This is a genomic window from Candidatus Pelagibacter sp. PS_31 (assembly GCF_059417865.1).
The window spans coordinates 885614-900060 of the sequence record NZ_CM182069.1 but is presented as its reverse complement, the minus strand read 5'-3'; the positions used below and the strand labels follow the sequence as shown (position 1 = coordinate 900060).

General features: G+C 29.7%; 16 protein-coding genes. 14 read left to right on the top strand and 2 right to left on the bottom strand.

The genetic code is table 11. The features are described from left to right. The first annotated feature begins 121 nt into the window (after positions 1 to 121). The 12 genes from AC5SLN_RS04835 to msrB all read left to right on the top strand — a co-directional run bounded on the left by AC5SLN_RS04835 (position 122) and on the right by msrB (position 11805). Positions 122 to 361, top strand: coding sequence for a hypothetical protein (locus AC5SLN_RS04835; RefSeq protein ID WP_494593007.1), 240 nt, complete (start codon positions 122 to 124; stop codon positions 359 to 361). Between the two features lie 100 nt (positions 362 to 461). Beyond that, on the top strand, positions 462 to 2030 hold the full coding sequence (locus AC5SLN_RS04830; protein WP_494593005.1) for a 2-isopropylmalate synthase: 1569 nt from the start codon (positions 462 to 464) through the stop codon (positions 2028 to 2030). A 1-nt stretch (position 2031) separates the two neighbouring features. Beyond that, the gene (locus AC5SLN_RS04825; protein WP_494576495.1) at positions 2032 to 3069 is read left to right on the top strand and encodes a rod shape-determining protein; all 1038 of its coding nucleotides are present in this window, start codon (positions 2032 to 2034) and stop codon (positions 3067 to 3069) included. 5 nt (positions 3070 to 3074) lie between these two features. Further along, on the top strand, positions 3075 to 3926 hold the full coding sequence (gene mreC / locus AC5SLN_RS04820) for a rod shape-determining protein MreC (protein WP_494593003.1): 852 nt from the start codon (positions 3075 to 3077) through the stop codon (positions 3924 to 3926). Beyond that, positions 3923 to 4444 (top strand): rod shape-determining protein MreD, encoded by a 522-nt coding sequence (locus tag AC5SLN_RS04815; RefSeq protein WP_494593002.1) that lies wholly within the window; start codon positions 3923 to 3925, stop codon positions 4442 to 4444. Before mreC ends, AC5SLN_RS04815 begins: the two co-directional genes overlap by 4 nt. Continuing rightward, positions 4434 to 6401 (top strand): penicillin-binding protein 2, encoded by a 1968-nt coding sequence (gene mrdA / locus AC5SLN_RS04810; RefSeq protein ID WP_494593000.1) that lies wholly within the window; start codon positions 4434 to 4436, stop codon positions 6399 to 6401. Before AC5SLN_RS04815 ends, mrdA begins: the two co-directional genes overlap by 11 nt. Next, the gene (gene rodA, locus AC5SLN_RS04805; RefSeq protein WP_494592998.1) at positions 6402 to 7523 is read left to right on the top strand and encodes a rod shape-determining protein RodA; all 1122 of its coding nucleotides are present in this window, start codon (positions 6402 to 6404) and stop codon (positions 7521 to 7523) included. Between the two features lie 68 nt (positions 7524 to 7591). Continuing rightward, a complete protein-coding gene (locus tag AC5SLN_RS04800) occupies positions 7592 to 8833 on the top strand; it encodes an NAD(P)/FAD-dependent oxidoreductase (RefSeq protein WP_006997916.1) in 1242 nt (413 codons plus the stop codon). Further along, positions 8834 to 9733: a DMT family transporter gene (locus AC5SLN_RS04795; RefSeq protein WP_006997917.1), complete on the top strand. Its 900-nt coding sequence runs from the start codon at positions 8834 to 8836 to the stop codon at positions 9731 to 9733. It begins immediately after the preceding gene. Then, positions 9726 to 10679 (top strand): D-2-hydroxyacid dehydrogenase family protein, encoded by a 954-nt coding sequence (locus AC5SLN_RS04790; RefSeq protein WP_494592996.1) that lies wholly within the window; start codon positions 9726 to 9728, stop codon positions 10677 to 10679. The genes AC5SLN_RS04795 and AC5SLN_RS04790 overlap by 8 nt, the downstream gene beginning before the upstream one ends. A gap of 20 nt (positions 10680 to 10699) precedes the next feature. Next, the gene (locus AC5SLN_RS04785; protein WP_494592994.1) at positions 10700 to 11428 is read left to right on the top strand and encodes an FkbM family methyltransferase; all 729 of its coding nucleotides are present in this window, start codon (positions 10700 to 10702) and stop codon (positions 11426 to 11428) included. A gap of 2 nt (positions 11429 to 11430) precedes the next feature. Then, positions 11431 to 11805 (top strand): peptide-methionine (R)-S-oxide reductase MsrB, encoded by a 375-nt coding sequence (gene msrB / locus AC5SLN_RS04780; RefSeq protein WP_494592991.1) that lies wholly within the window; start codon positions 11431 to 11433, stop codon positions 11803 to 11805. Between the two features lies 1 nt (position 11806). Here the strand turns inward: msrB and grxC are convergent, their stop codons facing one another. Further along, the gene (gene grxC, locus AC5SLN_RS04775) at positions 11807 to 12061 is read right to left on the bottom strand and encodes a glutaredoxin 3 (protein WP_494592989.1); all 255 of its coding nucleotides are present in this window, start codon (positions 12059 to 12061) and stop codon (positions 11807 to 11809) included. 3 nt (positions 12062 to 12064) lie between these two features. Beyond that, on the bottom strand, positions 12065 to 12361 hold the full coding sequence (locus AC5SLN_RS04770; RefSeq protein WP_271479643.1) for a TIGR03643 family protein: 297 nt from the start codon (positions 12359 to 12361) through the stop codon (positions 12065 to 12067). A gap of 127 nt (positions 12362 to 12488) precedes the next feature. Between AC5SLN_RS04770 and AC5SLN_RS04765 the strand changes: the two genes are divergently transcribed. Both AC5SLN_RS04765 and AC5SLN_RS04760 read left to right on the top strand, forming a co-directional pair. Beyond that, positions 12489 to 13103, top strand: coding sequence for a LysE family translocator (locus AC5SLN_RS04765; protein ID WP_494592987.1), 615 nt, complete (start codon positions 12489 to 12491; stop codon positions 13101 to 13103). 89 nt (positions 13104 to 13192) lie between these two features. Further along, complete coding sequence (locus AC5SLN_RS04760; RefSeq protein ID WP_006997923.1) at positions 13193 to 14434, top strand: amino acid ABC transporter substrate-binding protein; 1242 nt, start codon at positions 13193 to 13195, stop codon at positions 14432 to 14434. Positions 14435 to 14447 lie beyond the last annotated feature (13 nt).

The following is a 14447-nucleotide window of genomic DNA, read 5'->3' as shown; positions in this document are numbered from 1 at the left end:
CGTCCATAGATCACGATCAATATAAAACCAGTAGCTAGCCAATAATATTTCTGAGGTATATTGGATTTTCTCTTGCTTATTTTTGGCTCTTCTTCAAACACTCAATTGAATCAATAACTCCATGATAGTTATTAAATCAGATCATGCTAAGCCAAATTGTATAGAAAGAGCTCATACAAAAAATAAATTGTCTGATTTTTTTGGAAAGAGTTGTAATAAGTACTATAAAGATTATCCCTATACAGAAAAAATAAATAAAAAAAATATCGGAAAAGATGAGGGGTTATTTAGCATAAATAATCGTTCCTTTTTAGGAGAATTATGGCTGCTTATTTCTAAAATTGGGTCCATTTATAATTAATGTTCGAGTGACCTAAATTGATCATAAATTCTTGAAATTTTATAAATATTTTGCAATATCTATTATAGATTGTATTATGATTTTTCTATAATTATTGGCTATGAGCGACAAAGATAAAGTTTTTATATTTGATACTACGATGCGAGATGGTGAGCAGTCACCTGGTGCATCAATGAGTATTGAAGAAAAAATTCAAATTGCAAGAATTTTTGATGAATTAGGCATAGATGTAATTGAAGCCGGTTTTCCAATTGCATCCCCTGGTGACTTTGAGGCTGTAACTGCAATAAGTAAAATTCTAAAAAATTCTATTCCATGTGGATTATCAAGAGCTAGCAAAAAGGATATAGATGCATGTCATGAAGCATTAAAAGCTTCCCCAAGATTTAGAATTCATACTTTTATTTCCACAAGTCCATTACACATGAAGCACAAATTAAATAAAACTCCAGAACAAGTTTTGGATGCAATAAAAGAAAGTGTAACTTATGCAAGAAATTTAACAGATGATGTTGAGTGGTCTTGTGAAGATGGAACTAGAACAGACATGGATTTTATGTGTAAGATAGTTGAGACAGCAATCAGCAGTGGAGCCAAAACAATAAATATTCCTGACACTGTTGGTTATACAATTCCATCAGAATTTACTAAAATTATCACAACTTTAAAAAACAAAGTTCCAAATATAGATAAAGCTATTTTATCTGTTCACTGTCATAACGATTTAGGATTAGCTGTTGCAAATTCTTTGGCTGGAGTTCAGGCTGGTGCAAGACAAGTTGAATGTACAATTAATGGTATTGGAGAAAGAGCAGGTAATGCTGCACTTGAAGAAATTGTAATGGCGATAAGAACAAGAAATGATTTAATGCCTTTTACAACAGGAATTAAAACTGAATTATTAAGCAAAGCTTCAAAAGTTGTCTCTAATGCAACGTTTCCAGTTCAATTTAATAAGGCAATTGTTGGAAAAAATGCTTTTGCTCATGAAGCAGGTATTCATCAAGATGGAATGCTTAAAAATAGAGAAACTTATGAAATTATGACACCAGAGAGTGTGGGGGTTAAGAAAACTTCATTAGTAATGGGTAAACATTCGGGGCGACATGCTTTTAAAGAAAAGTTAAATGATCTTGGTTATGCAGATGTAACTGATGACGTAATCCAATCTGCTTTTGGTAAATTTAAAGTTTTAGCTGACAAGAAAAAACATGTTTATGATGATGATATTATGGCCTTAGTTGATGATAGTTTAATTTCAGACAATAAAATTAATGCAATAAATTTAAAGTCTTTAAAAGTTTTTGCAGGAACAGGTGAGCCTCAAAAAGCAGAAATGACACTTGACGTTTATGGAGAAGTAAAATCAACATCAGAAACAGGTGATGGTCCTGTAGATGCTATTTTTAAATGTATAAAAGTTTTATATCCACACGACGTTAAATTACAACTTTATCAAGTACATGCGGTTACTGAGGGAACAGACGCTCAAGCTACAGTAAGTGTTAGAATTGAAGAAGAAGGCAAAACTACAGTTGGACAAGCTGCTGATACTGACACATTAGTAGCGTCAGCTAATGCTTATTTAAGTGCTTTAAATAAAATGATTATTAAAAGAAAAAAAACTGTTCCAATGGAGCATGAAACTCAGAAAGTGAAGGGAATATAAGATGGCTAATTGGTTTAAAAGTATAACTAACGTTTGGAGTCAAGATATGGCGATTGATCTTGGAACCGCTAATACACTTGTTGTTTTAAAAGGACAAGGAGTAGTTTTAAATGAACCCTCTGTAGTAGCCATTGCTGAGAATATGGGAAAAAAAACTGTGTTAGCTGTAGGTGATGAAGCAAAGACGATGCTTGGAAGAACACCTGGTAACATTAGTGCTATTAGACCTTTGAGAGACGGAGTGATTGCAGACTTTATAGTTACCGAGGAAATGATTAAACATTTTATAAAAAAAGTTCACAAAAATAAAACTTTTGCAAACCCAAGAATTTTGATCTGCGTTCCAACAGGGTCAACACCAGTTGAAAGAAAAGCTATTCAAGATAGTGCGTTAGCAGCAGGTGCAAGAAGAGTACAATTAATTGAGGAACCTATCGCTGCAGCAATTGGTGCAGGTCTTCCAATCTCAGAAGCAACAGGATCAATGGTTGTTGATATTGGTGGAGGTACTACGGAAATAGCTGTTATGTCACTGGGAGGTCTTGTTTATTCTAAGTCATTAAGAGTAGCTGGAGATGCAATGGATACAGCTTTAGTTAATTATATGAGAAAAGAATACAACTTAATGATTGGAGATAGTACTGCTGAAAAAATAAAAAAAGAAATTGGTACAGCTATACCATCGAACAGCAATACTTATGCTGTTAAAGGTAGAGATTTAAGATCAGGAACACCTAAAGAAGTAAATATTACTGAAGAAGATACAGCAGAAGCTTTAAATGATATTTTAAAAGAAATGGTGAATGGGATAAAAGATGCTCTTGAAAATACTCCTCCTGAATTATCAGCTGATTTAGTGGATATGGGTTTAACTTTAACAGGCGGTGGGGCTTTATTAAAAAATATTGATAAAAGATTCTCAAAAGAAACTGGATTGCCAGTTTTTATAGCAGATGATCCGTTAGCATGTGTTGCAATTGGGACAGGAAAAGCGCTAGATCAAGAAGAAACATTCTCTACTATGTTATCTGAGTATTAGAAATAATGGAAACAAGCAGAGATGATTTTATAATTGCATTAAGATCTGCTTTTTTAAAAAAAGGAACACAGCAAAGATTCTCATTATTAAGTTTAATATTTTTTTCTATAGTTTTTTTAATTTTGGGCAGTTTTAATTTTAAAATTATAAACTATGTAAAAATAGGCATTAAGGAAGTAGTTTATAGATCGTCTTTTATAGTTTCTGTGCCAGAAAATTTATTAAAAGATAGTTATCTTACAATCCAAAATTACCAAAAATTTTATAAGGAAAATGAAAAAATTAAGTCTGAACTAGAAATTTTAAAAGCCAAAGATTTATTAAATAAATTTATAATTTCAGAAAACCAAAGGTTAAAAAATATTGTTGATGATTATTTGGTTAAATCAGACACTATAATTGCTAAAGTTTTAAGTGATAAAAGTAGTCCATACTTAAGATCAATCATCATTAACAAAGGCAGTAAACATAAAATAAACCTTGGAATGGTTGTAATAGATGGTGAATATCTTGTTGGAAAAATTGTTGAGGTTAACTATTCATCATCTAGGGTATTATTACTTTCAGATTTGAATAGTAAAATTCCAGTCATAGTAGAACCGAACACAGTATTTTCTATACTTTCAGGGACGGGTAAAGATTATGGGATAATTCAGTATAGCAAAAAATATGAGGATATCAAAAATGAGTCCGTTATTTACACTTCGGGAGCAGGCAGTTTATTCAAGGCTGGAATACCTATAGGAAGAATGAATATTAATAACTTGAGTGATGAAAAAAAAGTAGATTTTTTTTCAGATTTTTCTCAATTAAGATTTGTAAAAGTTGTTTCATTTAAAAAAAATGAGAACAAATGACAGAGTTAAGAAATAAAAATTTTATTAGAATAATATTATTAAAAGTACCCTTAATTATACTTTTCGTATCTGTTTTAAATGATTATGATTTTAATTATTTGGGTTTAAAATATTTTTCATTTAATTTTTCATATATTTTAATTTTTTACTACAGTCTAAAAAAAACTGAAAGTTTAGGATATACCTATATTTTTATTGCAGGTTTGTTTAACGATGTTGTGATAGGAACTCCAATTGGATTAAGCAGTTTAATGTATTTAATACTTTGTGGAGCAGCATCCTATCTTAGAAATATTACTTTAAGACCAAGTTTACTAAAAGATGGTATATTTTTTCTTTTAACAATTTTAATTATAAATTCATTATTGTTTTTATCTTTAAAATTTATTTTTAATTATGAGTTAAATTATTTTGAACAAATAATAAATATTGCATTCACTTTTTTGTTTTATTTTTTATTTTCAAATTTATTTAATTTTTTTGAAAATTATGTAGTGAGAAATAATAATGCTGGGTGAAGATTTTGGTGTAAAAAAAGTTCACACTATTAATAGAAGAATGTTCATTATTGGTGTTGCCAAGTTAGTTGTATTTACTGGAATAATTACTCGATTATTTTCATTACAAATTACAGAGAATAAAAAATATTTAACTCTATCTGACAAAAATAGGTTACGTGAGTGGAGATTACCTCCAATTAGAGGTGAGTTTTTAGATTATTTTGGAAATATTATTGCTGGAAATTTAAAAGTGTATCAATTGCACGTAATTCCAGAGGAAGTAGAAAACTTTAAATATTTGATGGTAAGGTTAAAAGATATTTTATCAATCACTAATAGTGATTTTAAAAAAATAATAGACCAAAAAAATAAACAAAAACCTTGGGAAACTATAATCATTTCTAAAAATTTAACATGGGAGCAGTTTACAAAAATAAATTATTACTTACACGATTTAGTAGGAGTCAAACCAGTTCTATCTGTATCACGAAACTATCCCTTTAATGAAAGTTATACACATGTTTTGGGCTATGTTAGTGAAGCAAGTGAAAAAGATATTCTAAATAATGAAATTATAAGAAGCACACATGTACCAGGACTCAAAGTAGGAAAAAATGGTTTAGAAAAAACTTTTGAAGATGAATTAATTGGTACGAATGGTATCCAAAGGTATGAAGTTAATGCCTATGGAAAAAGAATTAGCCAACTTGATCATACCGATGGATTAAATGGCAAAACAATTAAACTGACAGTAGATACAGAAATTCAAAAGTTTTGTAATGAGCTTTTAAAAGGTGTAGCTGGCTCAATAAGTGTAATGGATATTTATACGGGTGAAATAGTTGCTATGCAATCTTCACCATCATTTGACCCTAATCTATTTCTTTTTGGAATTAATCAAGATGATTGGCAGTTAATTAGAAATAATCCATTAAAACCATTAGTTAATAAAACTTTATCTGGTTTGTATTCACCAGGCTCAACATTCAAACCAATGGTAGCTTTATCAGCACTAGAAAATAAAATTATTGATGAAAATTTCAAAGTTAACTGTACAGGAAAAATTGAAATGTATGGACAAACTTATCATTGTTGGAAAAAAAAAGGACATGGCATTGTAGATTTAAAGAGCGCAATGAAACAGTCTTGTGATACATATTTTTATGAAATTGCGAGAAAACTTGGTGTAGATCGATTAAAAGAAACATCTATAAAATTTGGCCTTGGTGAAAAAGTTTTAAATGAAACATTTAGTATTGAGAAAAAAGGGTTAATTCCTGACACTAAATGGAAAAAAAATAATTTAGGAAAAGGTTGGGTTATAGGTGAAACATTAATCACAGGTATTGGACAGGGTTATACTCAAACAACACCTCTACAATTATGTCAAATGACAGCTCAGCTTGCAAATGGAGGATTTAAGATTTATCCAAAAATAACAGTAGACGAGGATAGTAAAACTGCAGAAGAAATTAGATTCATAATGAATAAAAACAAAAAACAATTAAATAAAAAAGACAGTGGATTAAAAGATACAACAGAAGAACTTTTAGAGTTTTTAGATAAAAAAGAACATGAAACTTTATTTAAAAGTTCTAAAAATATAAACTTAGTTCGTGAAGCGATGTTTGCATCTACAAATGAGGTCAGAGGGACTTCTTATAATTCACGTATCGAAGATCCCAAATACCAATTTGCTGGGAAGACAGGAACATCACAGGTTAAAAGAATAACTGAAGCTGCAAGAGAACTTGATTTAAGTACTTCTGAAATTCCATATAATGAGAGGGATCACGCTTTATACATAGCTTTTGGTCCATATAAGAATCCAAGATACGCATTAAGTATTGTTATAGAGCATGGTGGATCAGGAAGCTCGACCGCTGCACCGATTGCAAAAAAACTATTTAAATTAATTGTAGATAGACATGAGCTAAGAGAGAAACAAACTAAACAAAATGATTTAAAAATATAAATGCAATACAACTCATTTAGTACACAAACCACTTTTTTTCAAAAATTAAGAAATTTTGATTACATTTTGTTAATTTGTATTTTATTGCTTGGGTTAATTAGTGCTTTGTCCATGTTCTCAACAGATGGGGGGCAAATCTTATTTCATAGTAAAAGTCATATTTCAAAATTTTTAATTTTTTTCACAATGATGATTTTTATGTCATTTTTTAATATTAAATTTTGGCATTACTTTGCTTACTTTTTTTATATTGTAGTTTTATTTTTTCTAGTCTGGGCTTCTTTATATGGCATTAAAGCTTCAGGATCACAAAGATGGATTAATTTATATTTTATTAATTTACAACCATCTGAATTAATGAAAATTGCAATAATATTATGCCTTGCTAAATATTATCACCGTATACAATTGAATAAAATTAATAGTTTTCAAGTTATGTTTGTTACTTTGGTAATTTTAATTTTACCAATCATGCTTGTTATTACTCAACCTGATTTGGGAACTTCAATTTTAATTGCTTTAAGTGGATTAGTTGTCATATGGCTTGCAGGAATTAATATTAAATATTTTGTTTATTCATTTATAACTTTATTAATTTCAATGCCTTTTGCCATTGCTTTTTTAAAGCCTTATCAAAAGCTTAGAATTTTGACTTTTCTTAATCCAGATAGGGATCCTCTAGGTGCAGGTTACCAAATTATTCAATCTAAAATAGCAGTTGGATCTGGAGGTTTAACTGGTAAAGGTTTTTTAAAAGGAACTCAAAGTTATTTAGAATTTTTACCAGAAAAACATACAGATTTCATTTTCACTTTATTTGCTGAGGAGCATGGTTTTTTAGGTTCCCTAGTTTTATTGTTAATTTATATAATCATTATTTATAGAGTATTAAGAATTGGTGCAATCTCGAGGAGTTATTTCGCTAAACTTTTTTGCTACGGCTATGGGTCTGCAATATTTTTTTATGTAACAGTAAATATGTCAATGGTTTTAGGTTTACTGCCTATCGTTGGGTCTCCACTGCCAATTATGTCATATGGAGGGTCTTCAATGCTTGCAACCATGATTGGATTTGCAATTGTTATGAGTGCTAAAATTAATCATAAACAGCTAATAGCGTAAGTATTTTAATGTTTTACTTGTCGAATTTGTCGCGAGAATATTTAATTTTAAGAATTATATAAAGTGTCATGGAAAAAAATTTAAAAATTGGAATTGTTGGTGCTGGTATACAAGGTATTTCAAATGCTTTATTTTTACAAAAAAAAGGTTTTAGTGTAACAATTTTTGATAGAGATGAACCGGGAAGTCCTGCTGCATCCTACGGTAATGCAGGTCACTTTTCTCCATATGCATCTGTTCCTATAAATAGACCTGATGTATTAACTGATGTCCCTGCAATGCTTTTAAGTTCTACAGGTCCACTTGCTTTAAAATGGAACTATGTTCCAAAAATGATGCCTTGGTTTTTACAATTTATAAGAAACTGTACTACAAAAAGAATGATGCATACCGCTAAAAACATGCATCAAATTTTAGATTTAGCATTACCTGCTTATGATGAATTATTTGATGAAGTAGAGCTTGGAGGATTGGTTGAAAAAAAAGGTATTTTATATATTTGGAACGATCAAAGTTTAAAAAGTAGAGAACTAGAGATTAAAGTTAGAAATGAACTGGGGGTTGATCAACAAGTAATTACTCCAAAAGAAATTCATGACTTAGAACCGAATATAAAACCTATCTATCATGGAGGTGTTTATTATCAATATGGCAGACATGCGAGAAACCCTAAGAAAATTCTTTTAAAACTTTATGATCTTTTTTTGAAAAAGGGAGGTAAGTTTTTAAAAATGAATATTAAAGACATAAATTTTAATGATGAAAAGCCAGTTATAAAAGCTGAAACGCAAAGCTTTTTATTTGATAAAATTGTTATTGCCTGTGGTTCATTTTCAAAAAAATTAACAGATAATTTAGATGAAAAAATACCTCTTGATACTGAAAGAGGGTATCATGTGCACTTTAAAAATTGCGATCATCTTTTAAGTAGACCCGTAATTTTCCAAAATAGAGGATTTGGTATTACACCGATGGAACAGGGACTTAGAGTTGTAGGTACGGTTGAATTTGGTGGATTAGACAACCCATTATCAAAATCAAGAGTTAAAAATTTAATCAATAATGCAAAATACATGATGGGTGATTTACCCGAACATGAAGATGAGTGGCTTGGTTTTAGACCTACATTACCAGACTACTTGCCTGTAATAGGACCTTCAAAAAAATATAAAAATGTTTTTTATTGCTTTGGTCATCATCATTTAGGATGGACATTAGGACCTATTTCAGGGAAAATAATCTCTGGAATGATTGCTGAAGAAAATACAAACTTAGATTTAAAGCCATATAGCTCTCTTAGGTTTAGCTAAGTGATAAATAAAAATAATGTTGCTTATATTTTTTTATTTTTAGCAGCTTTATTTTGGTCAGGAAATTTTTTAGTTGGAAAATTTGCTAGTCAATATCAAGTACCTCCATTTTCATTAAATTTTTATAGATGGCTTTTTGCTTGGTTGATCTTAGCTCCATTTACAATTCAAGAACTATTTAACAAAAGAAGTTATATTTTAGAAAATTATAAATATTACACAATTCTCGGAATAACAAGCGTCACTATCTTTAATTCAATTGTCTATTATTCTTTAAACTTTACGCAAGTAATCAGTGGAGTGTTGATGATATCAACAATACCAGTGATGATCATTTTCATTTCTTCAATTTTAAAAATTGAAAAAACTAATACTTTTCAAATAATGGGCGTTACATGTTCTTTTATTGGAGTTGTTTTAATTATAACCAAAGCAAATCTTGGAATATTAATGAATTTAGACTTTAACAAGGGCGACATCACGATGGTTTTTGGAATGCTTTCTTGGGCTACTTATTCAGCTCTTTTAAAGAAAAAAAAACACGAACTATCTCAACTAGGTTTACTAGAAGTAGTAATTTCATTTGGCTTTATTTTTTTAATACCAATTTACTTTATAGAGTATCAAATGGGCTTTAGAATTGTTTTAAATCAAAACTTTTACATGATTTTATTTTATGTAGTTCTATTTCCAGGTCTTGCTTCTTTTATTTTTTGGATAAAGGGAGTTGCTTTAATTGGTGCTAACAGAGCAGGTGTTTTTTTACATATGATGCCTATTTTAAGTGCAATTATGGCAATGATTATTTTTAATGAAAAATTTATGTTTTATCATATGTTGGGCGCAATATTTATTTTAACAGGAATTCTTTTATCAAACAGAAAGATTAAAAATGCTTAAAGTTGCTATCTTAGATGATTACCAAAACGTGTCTCACGAATTTGTTGATTTAAAAAAATTATCTGGCAAATATGAATTTAAAATATTCAGTGAACTCTTTGAAGATGAAGCAGATGCCATAGAGCAATTATCAGACTTTGAAGCATTATTGATAATGAGAGAGCGAACTCCTATTACTAAAAATTTAATCGATAATTTAAATGATCTTAAATATATCATTACCAGTGGTTCAAGAAATAAAGCAATAGACTTAGCTGCTGCTAAAAAGAGAAAAATTACTGTGTGTGGTACTGACATTGATTTTGCAGGCACAACAGAATTAACCTGGGGTTTAATCTTAGGGTTAGCTAGAAATTTTAAAGAAGAAATTGACAACATGTACCAAGGTTACTGGCAAACCACTATTGGGTTTGAGCTTAAAGGAAAGATTTTGGGGTTAATTGGACTTGGAAGAGTTGGTTCACAAGTTGCTAAAATTGCTAAAGCTTTTGGCATGGAAGTTATGGCTTGGAGTGAAAATTTAAACTTGGATACCTGTAAAGAACTTGGTGTCCTTCCATGCAGTAAAGAAGATCTATTTCAAAATTCTGATTTTTTATCGATCCATGTGCAAGGTGGAGAAAGATATAAAGAGTTAATAAAACTAAAAGAATTAGACTCAATGAAAAAAACTGCTTTTTTAATTAATACATCTAGAGGATCAATTATTAATGAAGATGATTTAATTATAGCATTATCAACCAATGTTATTGCTGGAGCAGGACTTGATGTTTATGAAAAAGAACCTCTACCAGAAGGAAATAAATTAAGATTTTTACCAAATGCATTGTTGATGCCACATGTTGGCTATGTAACAGCAGAAAATTATAGTATATTTTATACACAGATGATTGAAGGATTAGAGGCTTGTGTTGCAGCTAAACCCTTAAGAGTGATAGAAAACTAATCTATAGGTCAGTTTTTATAATGAAAAATTCAAAATCTAAATTTCTTAATTTTGTAAAAAAATACCCATTATTTAAAAATTTTTATTATTTTTATAATATTTATATTAGAAATTATAAGTTTTTAAATAATAGCTCTCAGTTTGGAGAAGAAAAATTTATTCTAAGTTTTTTTAATAAAGCACATAAAGGAAAATTTGTAGATATAGGCTGCTTTCATCCAACAAGACATAACAATACATATAAAATGTATAAGAGTGGATGGCGTGGAATAAATATAGATTTAAATTCTTTAACTATAGACCTTTTTAATTTTGCAAGACCAAAGGACATTAATATAAATGCAGCTATATCTGACAATGAAGAAAATAAAACGCTATATTTTGTTGATGAATTGAATACACAAAATACTTTAGAAGCAAACCATCTCTTATTTTTAAAAAATCATCACAATCTTAAGAATGAAGAAATATCTAAGCTAAAAATAAGAACAAAAAGGCTAGATAAGATATTAGATAGCTATAATTATAATGATATTGATTTTATGAATATTGATGTTGAGGGACATGAATTAAATATTCTTAATTCAATTGATTTTTTGAAATATAAAATTAGATTTATTTGTATTGAAATGATTGATCATAATGATCAAGCAAAACTAATTAATGAAAAATTAAATGAAATATTAGAGAGAAATGGCTATATTCTTGAAAAAAAAATAGATTTTAATTTTATATTTAAAAAAAATTAATTATGATAAAAAAAATTAATAAAGATCTTTCTGCTGAACAAAAATTAATTTTGTTTGAAGATGGTACAGAAGCACCAGGCACGAGCGAATTAAATCGCGAGAAGAGAGAAGGAAGCTATCATTGTGCTAATTGTGGTGAAAAATTATTTGACTCAAATGCCAAATATGAAAGTGGTTCAGGTTGGCCTTCATTTTATCAATCGTTACCGGATGCATTTGAAACTAAAACAGATACTCTATTAGGTTATGAGCGGGTAGAATATCATTGCAAAAAATGTGGCGGACATCATGGTCATATCTTTGAAGATGGACCTAAACCAACTGGTAAAAGATACTGTAATAATGGTGTTTGTCTTACTTTTAAACCTAAAAACTAATTTATTTTAAAAGTTCTAATAATTTATTTTCTTTTTCAAGAGCCCTAACATCATCGTAACCACCAATATGATTATCATCAAAAAAGATTTGTGGGATAGTTCTTTTTCCATTAGCTTTAGTAATCATTTCATCCATTGCTCCATCTACTGTTGCAATGTTAATTTCTTTATATTCAACGTTGTTTCTAGCTAATAATCTTTTTGCTGCATCACAAAAATTACAAAGTGGACCTGTATAAATAGTTACAATTTTCATATCTTATAAATAATCATTCTTTTTAATTTTACTAGTAATTTCTTTTCTAGAGTATTCAAATTTTTTTCTATGTTTAATACTTTTTTGATTAACTCTTTTTCTCCACAATCTAAAAGAAACAGGTTTTATAGAGCGCCTCATAATCTTGATTACTTCGCCTTCTGTCTTTCCAGTTTTTTGCTCTATTTCTTCAAAGGTAATCCGGTCAGCCCAAGCAGCCCAGATGATCCAGTCAGGATCTGATACATGAGGTTCTGGATTTTTAACCCTAGTTATAGGGGTGTGACCTTTTTTTTTCATAAATACGTTATATTTGAAAAAAATGGTTAATGCATTTTATTTCAGCTCATGATATTATCATTTTTAAGATAGTCCTATTTAGCCATCTTTAGCTCCCGGTTTTATTTAGGACTATCCAAACAACAAAATGCTTCCCTTAAATTATTTTCTTTTTTTACAGATTATTTTATTTTTATTTATCACTCCTGGCACACCTAGAATTGTAATCATTTCATATTCCATGAATTATGGAGTTCAAAAATGTATCTGGACAGCTCTTGGAGATGTTACAGCAAATATTATTCAAGCCACTTTAGTAATTTTTGTTTTAGGATCTTTTTTTGTCGATAATCCAAACTTTCTAAATACTTTTAAGTGGATTAGTATAGCTTACTTACTTTATCTCGCTTATGATATTTATAATTCAAGACCAAAAGATATAAGTTCAAATAATATTTCGTCAAAAAGCTTCTTTTCTTTTTTTAAAGATGGTTTTTTAGTTGCAGGAACAAGTCCAAAAGCTTGGATGTTTTTTCCTTTAATATTCCCACAGTTTATAGATTTTAATTCAAATTATATTGTCCAATTTATAATTTTAATTACAACATATGCAGTTTTAGATTTTTTATCTTTAATTACTTATGCTGTTCTTGCTAGAAAATTAATTGTTTGGATAAAAGCAAACCCAAAAGTTATTAATACAATTTCAGCGTGTGTATTGATATTAATCGCTTTAATCATATCATTTATTCAAAACTATTAGGTCACACTTTTGTCTTAAGGACTTGCTTGTAATTACATTTAAGGGTTTAATATTTTTAAATTTAAAAAAACTAATAGAGGAAAATAAAAATGAAAATCAGAAATATAATTATTACTTTGGTTTCTGCAATTGCTCTTTTAATTTCAGCTTCAACAATATCTTTCGCGAAGGTTGTTGGGGATAAAATTATTTTAGGTGCAGCTATTTCATTGACTGGAAAATACTCATCAAATGGTGTTCATACTCAAAACGGCTATAACTTAGCAGTTGACAGAATAAATGACATGGGTGGTATTAAGGTTGGTGGAAAAACTTACAAGTTTGAAATCATTTATTACGATGACGAGTCAAACTCTGGAAGAGCAGCACAACTTGCAGAAAGATTAATTCAACAAGATGGTGTTCAATATATGCTTGGACCTTATAGCTCAGGTTTGACTAAAGCTATGGCCCCTGTAACTGAAAAATATCAAGTTCCTATGGTTGAAGCAAACGGTGCGTCTAGATCGTTATTCACTAAGGGTTATAAATATTTATTTGCAGTACTAGCTCCAGCTAACTTATATCTTGATGTAGCAATTGATCTTGCAGTTGAAAAAAATGGTGGAAAACCAGTTAAGATTGCAATGGCATTTGAACAAGACGCTTTCTCTCAAGATGTGAGATTAGGTATTCTTGATGCTGCTAAAAGAACAGGTTCTAAAATCATTATAGATGACAAGTTACCAAAAGAGCTTAACGATATGGCTGCTACTTTATCTAAAGTAAAAGCTACTAATCCGGACGTTCTTGTAGTTTCAGGTCATACTAAAGGTGCTTTGACAGCTGTTAGACAAATCTCAGAGATGAAAGTTGATGTGAAAATGTTAGCAATGACTCACTGTGATGCTGCTAAATTATCTAAGCAACATGGTAAAGCTTCTGAGTACGCGCTTTGTGCTTCTCAATGGCATAAGTCTCTATCTTATACGGATAACTTCTTTAAAGATGGTATGACGTATGATGCAGACTTTACTAAAGCTTTCGGATATGCACCGCCATACCAAGCTGCAGAATCTTCTGCTGCTTTATTAGTTTTTAAAGATGCGTTTGAAAGAGCACAATCATTTGATACTAAAAAAGTTAGAGATGCTTTAGCTGCAACTGACATGCAAACTTTTTATGGAAACATAAAATTTGCTGAAGGTGGTCAAAACGTATCTAAGCCAATGGTGCTTTTCCAAGTATCATGTAACGATGATGGTAGTAAGTGTGAAAACAAAGTTGTTGCTCCTACAAAATGGGCATCAGCTGAGTTGGTGCACCCAATTCCATCTTGGTCAAAAAGATAATACCTAATATGTA

Coding starts and splice junctions, on each gene's coding strand:
- AC5SLN_RS04835 (WP_494593007.1), top strand. CDS start 122: ATGATAGTTATTAAATCAGATCATGCTAAGCCAAATTGTATAGAAAGA.
- AC5SLN_RS04830 (WP_494593005.1), top strand. CDS start 462: ATGAGCGACAAAGATAAAGTTTTTATATTTGATACTACGATGCGAGAT.
- AC5SLN_RS04825 (WP_494576495.1), top strand. CDS start 2,032: ATGGCTAATTGGTTTAAAAGTATAACTAACGTTTGGAGTCAAGATATG.
- mreC (WP_494593003.1), top strand. CDS start 3,075: ATGGAAACAAGCAGAGATGATTTTATAATTGCATTAAGATCTGCTTTT.
- AC5SLN_RS04815 (WP_494593002.1), top strand. CDS start 3,923: ATGACAGAGTTAAGAAATAAAAATTTTATTAGAATAATATTATTAAAA.
- mrdA (WP_494593000.1), top strand. CDS start 4,434: ATGCTGGGTGAAGATTTTGGTGTAAAAAAAGTTCACACTATTAATAGA.
- rodA (WP_494592998.1), top strand. CDS start 6,402: ATGCAATACAACTCATTTAGTACACAAACCACTTTTTTTCAAAAATTA.
- AC5SLN_RS04800 (WP_006997916.1), top strand. CDS start 7,592: ATGGAAAAAAATTTAAAAATTGGAATTGTTGGTGCTGGTATACAAGGT.
- AC5SLN_RS04790 (WP_494592996.1), top strand. CDS start 9,726: ATGCTTAAAGTTGCTATCTTAGATGATTACCAAAACGTGTCTCACGAA.
- AC5SLN_RS04785 (WP_494592994.1), top strand. CDS start 10,700: ATGAAAAATTCAAAATCTAAATTTCTTAATTTTGTAAAAAAATACCCA.
- msrB (WP_494592991.1), top strand. CDS start 11,431: ATGATAAAAAAAATTAATAAAGATCTTTCTGCTGAACAAAAATTAATT.
- grxC (WP_494592989.1), bottom strand. CDS start 12,061: ATGAAAATTGTAACTATTTATACAGGTCCACTTTGTAATTTTTGTGAT.
- AC5SLN_RS04770 (WP_271479643.1), bottom strand. CDS start 12,361: ATGAAAAAAAAAGGTCACACCCCTATAACTAGGGTTAAAAATCCAGAA.
- AC5SLN_RS04765 (WP_494592987.1), top strand. CDS start 12,489: ATGCTTCCCTTAAATTATTTTCTTTTTTTACAGATTATTTTATTTTTA.
- AC5SLN_RS04760 (WP_006997923.1), top strand. CDS start 13,193: ATGAAAATCAGAAATATAATTATTACTTTGGTTTCTGCAATTGCTCTT.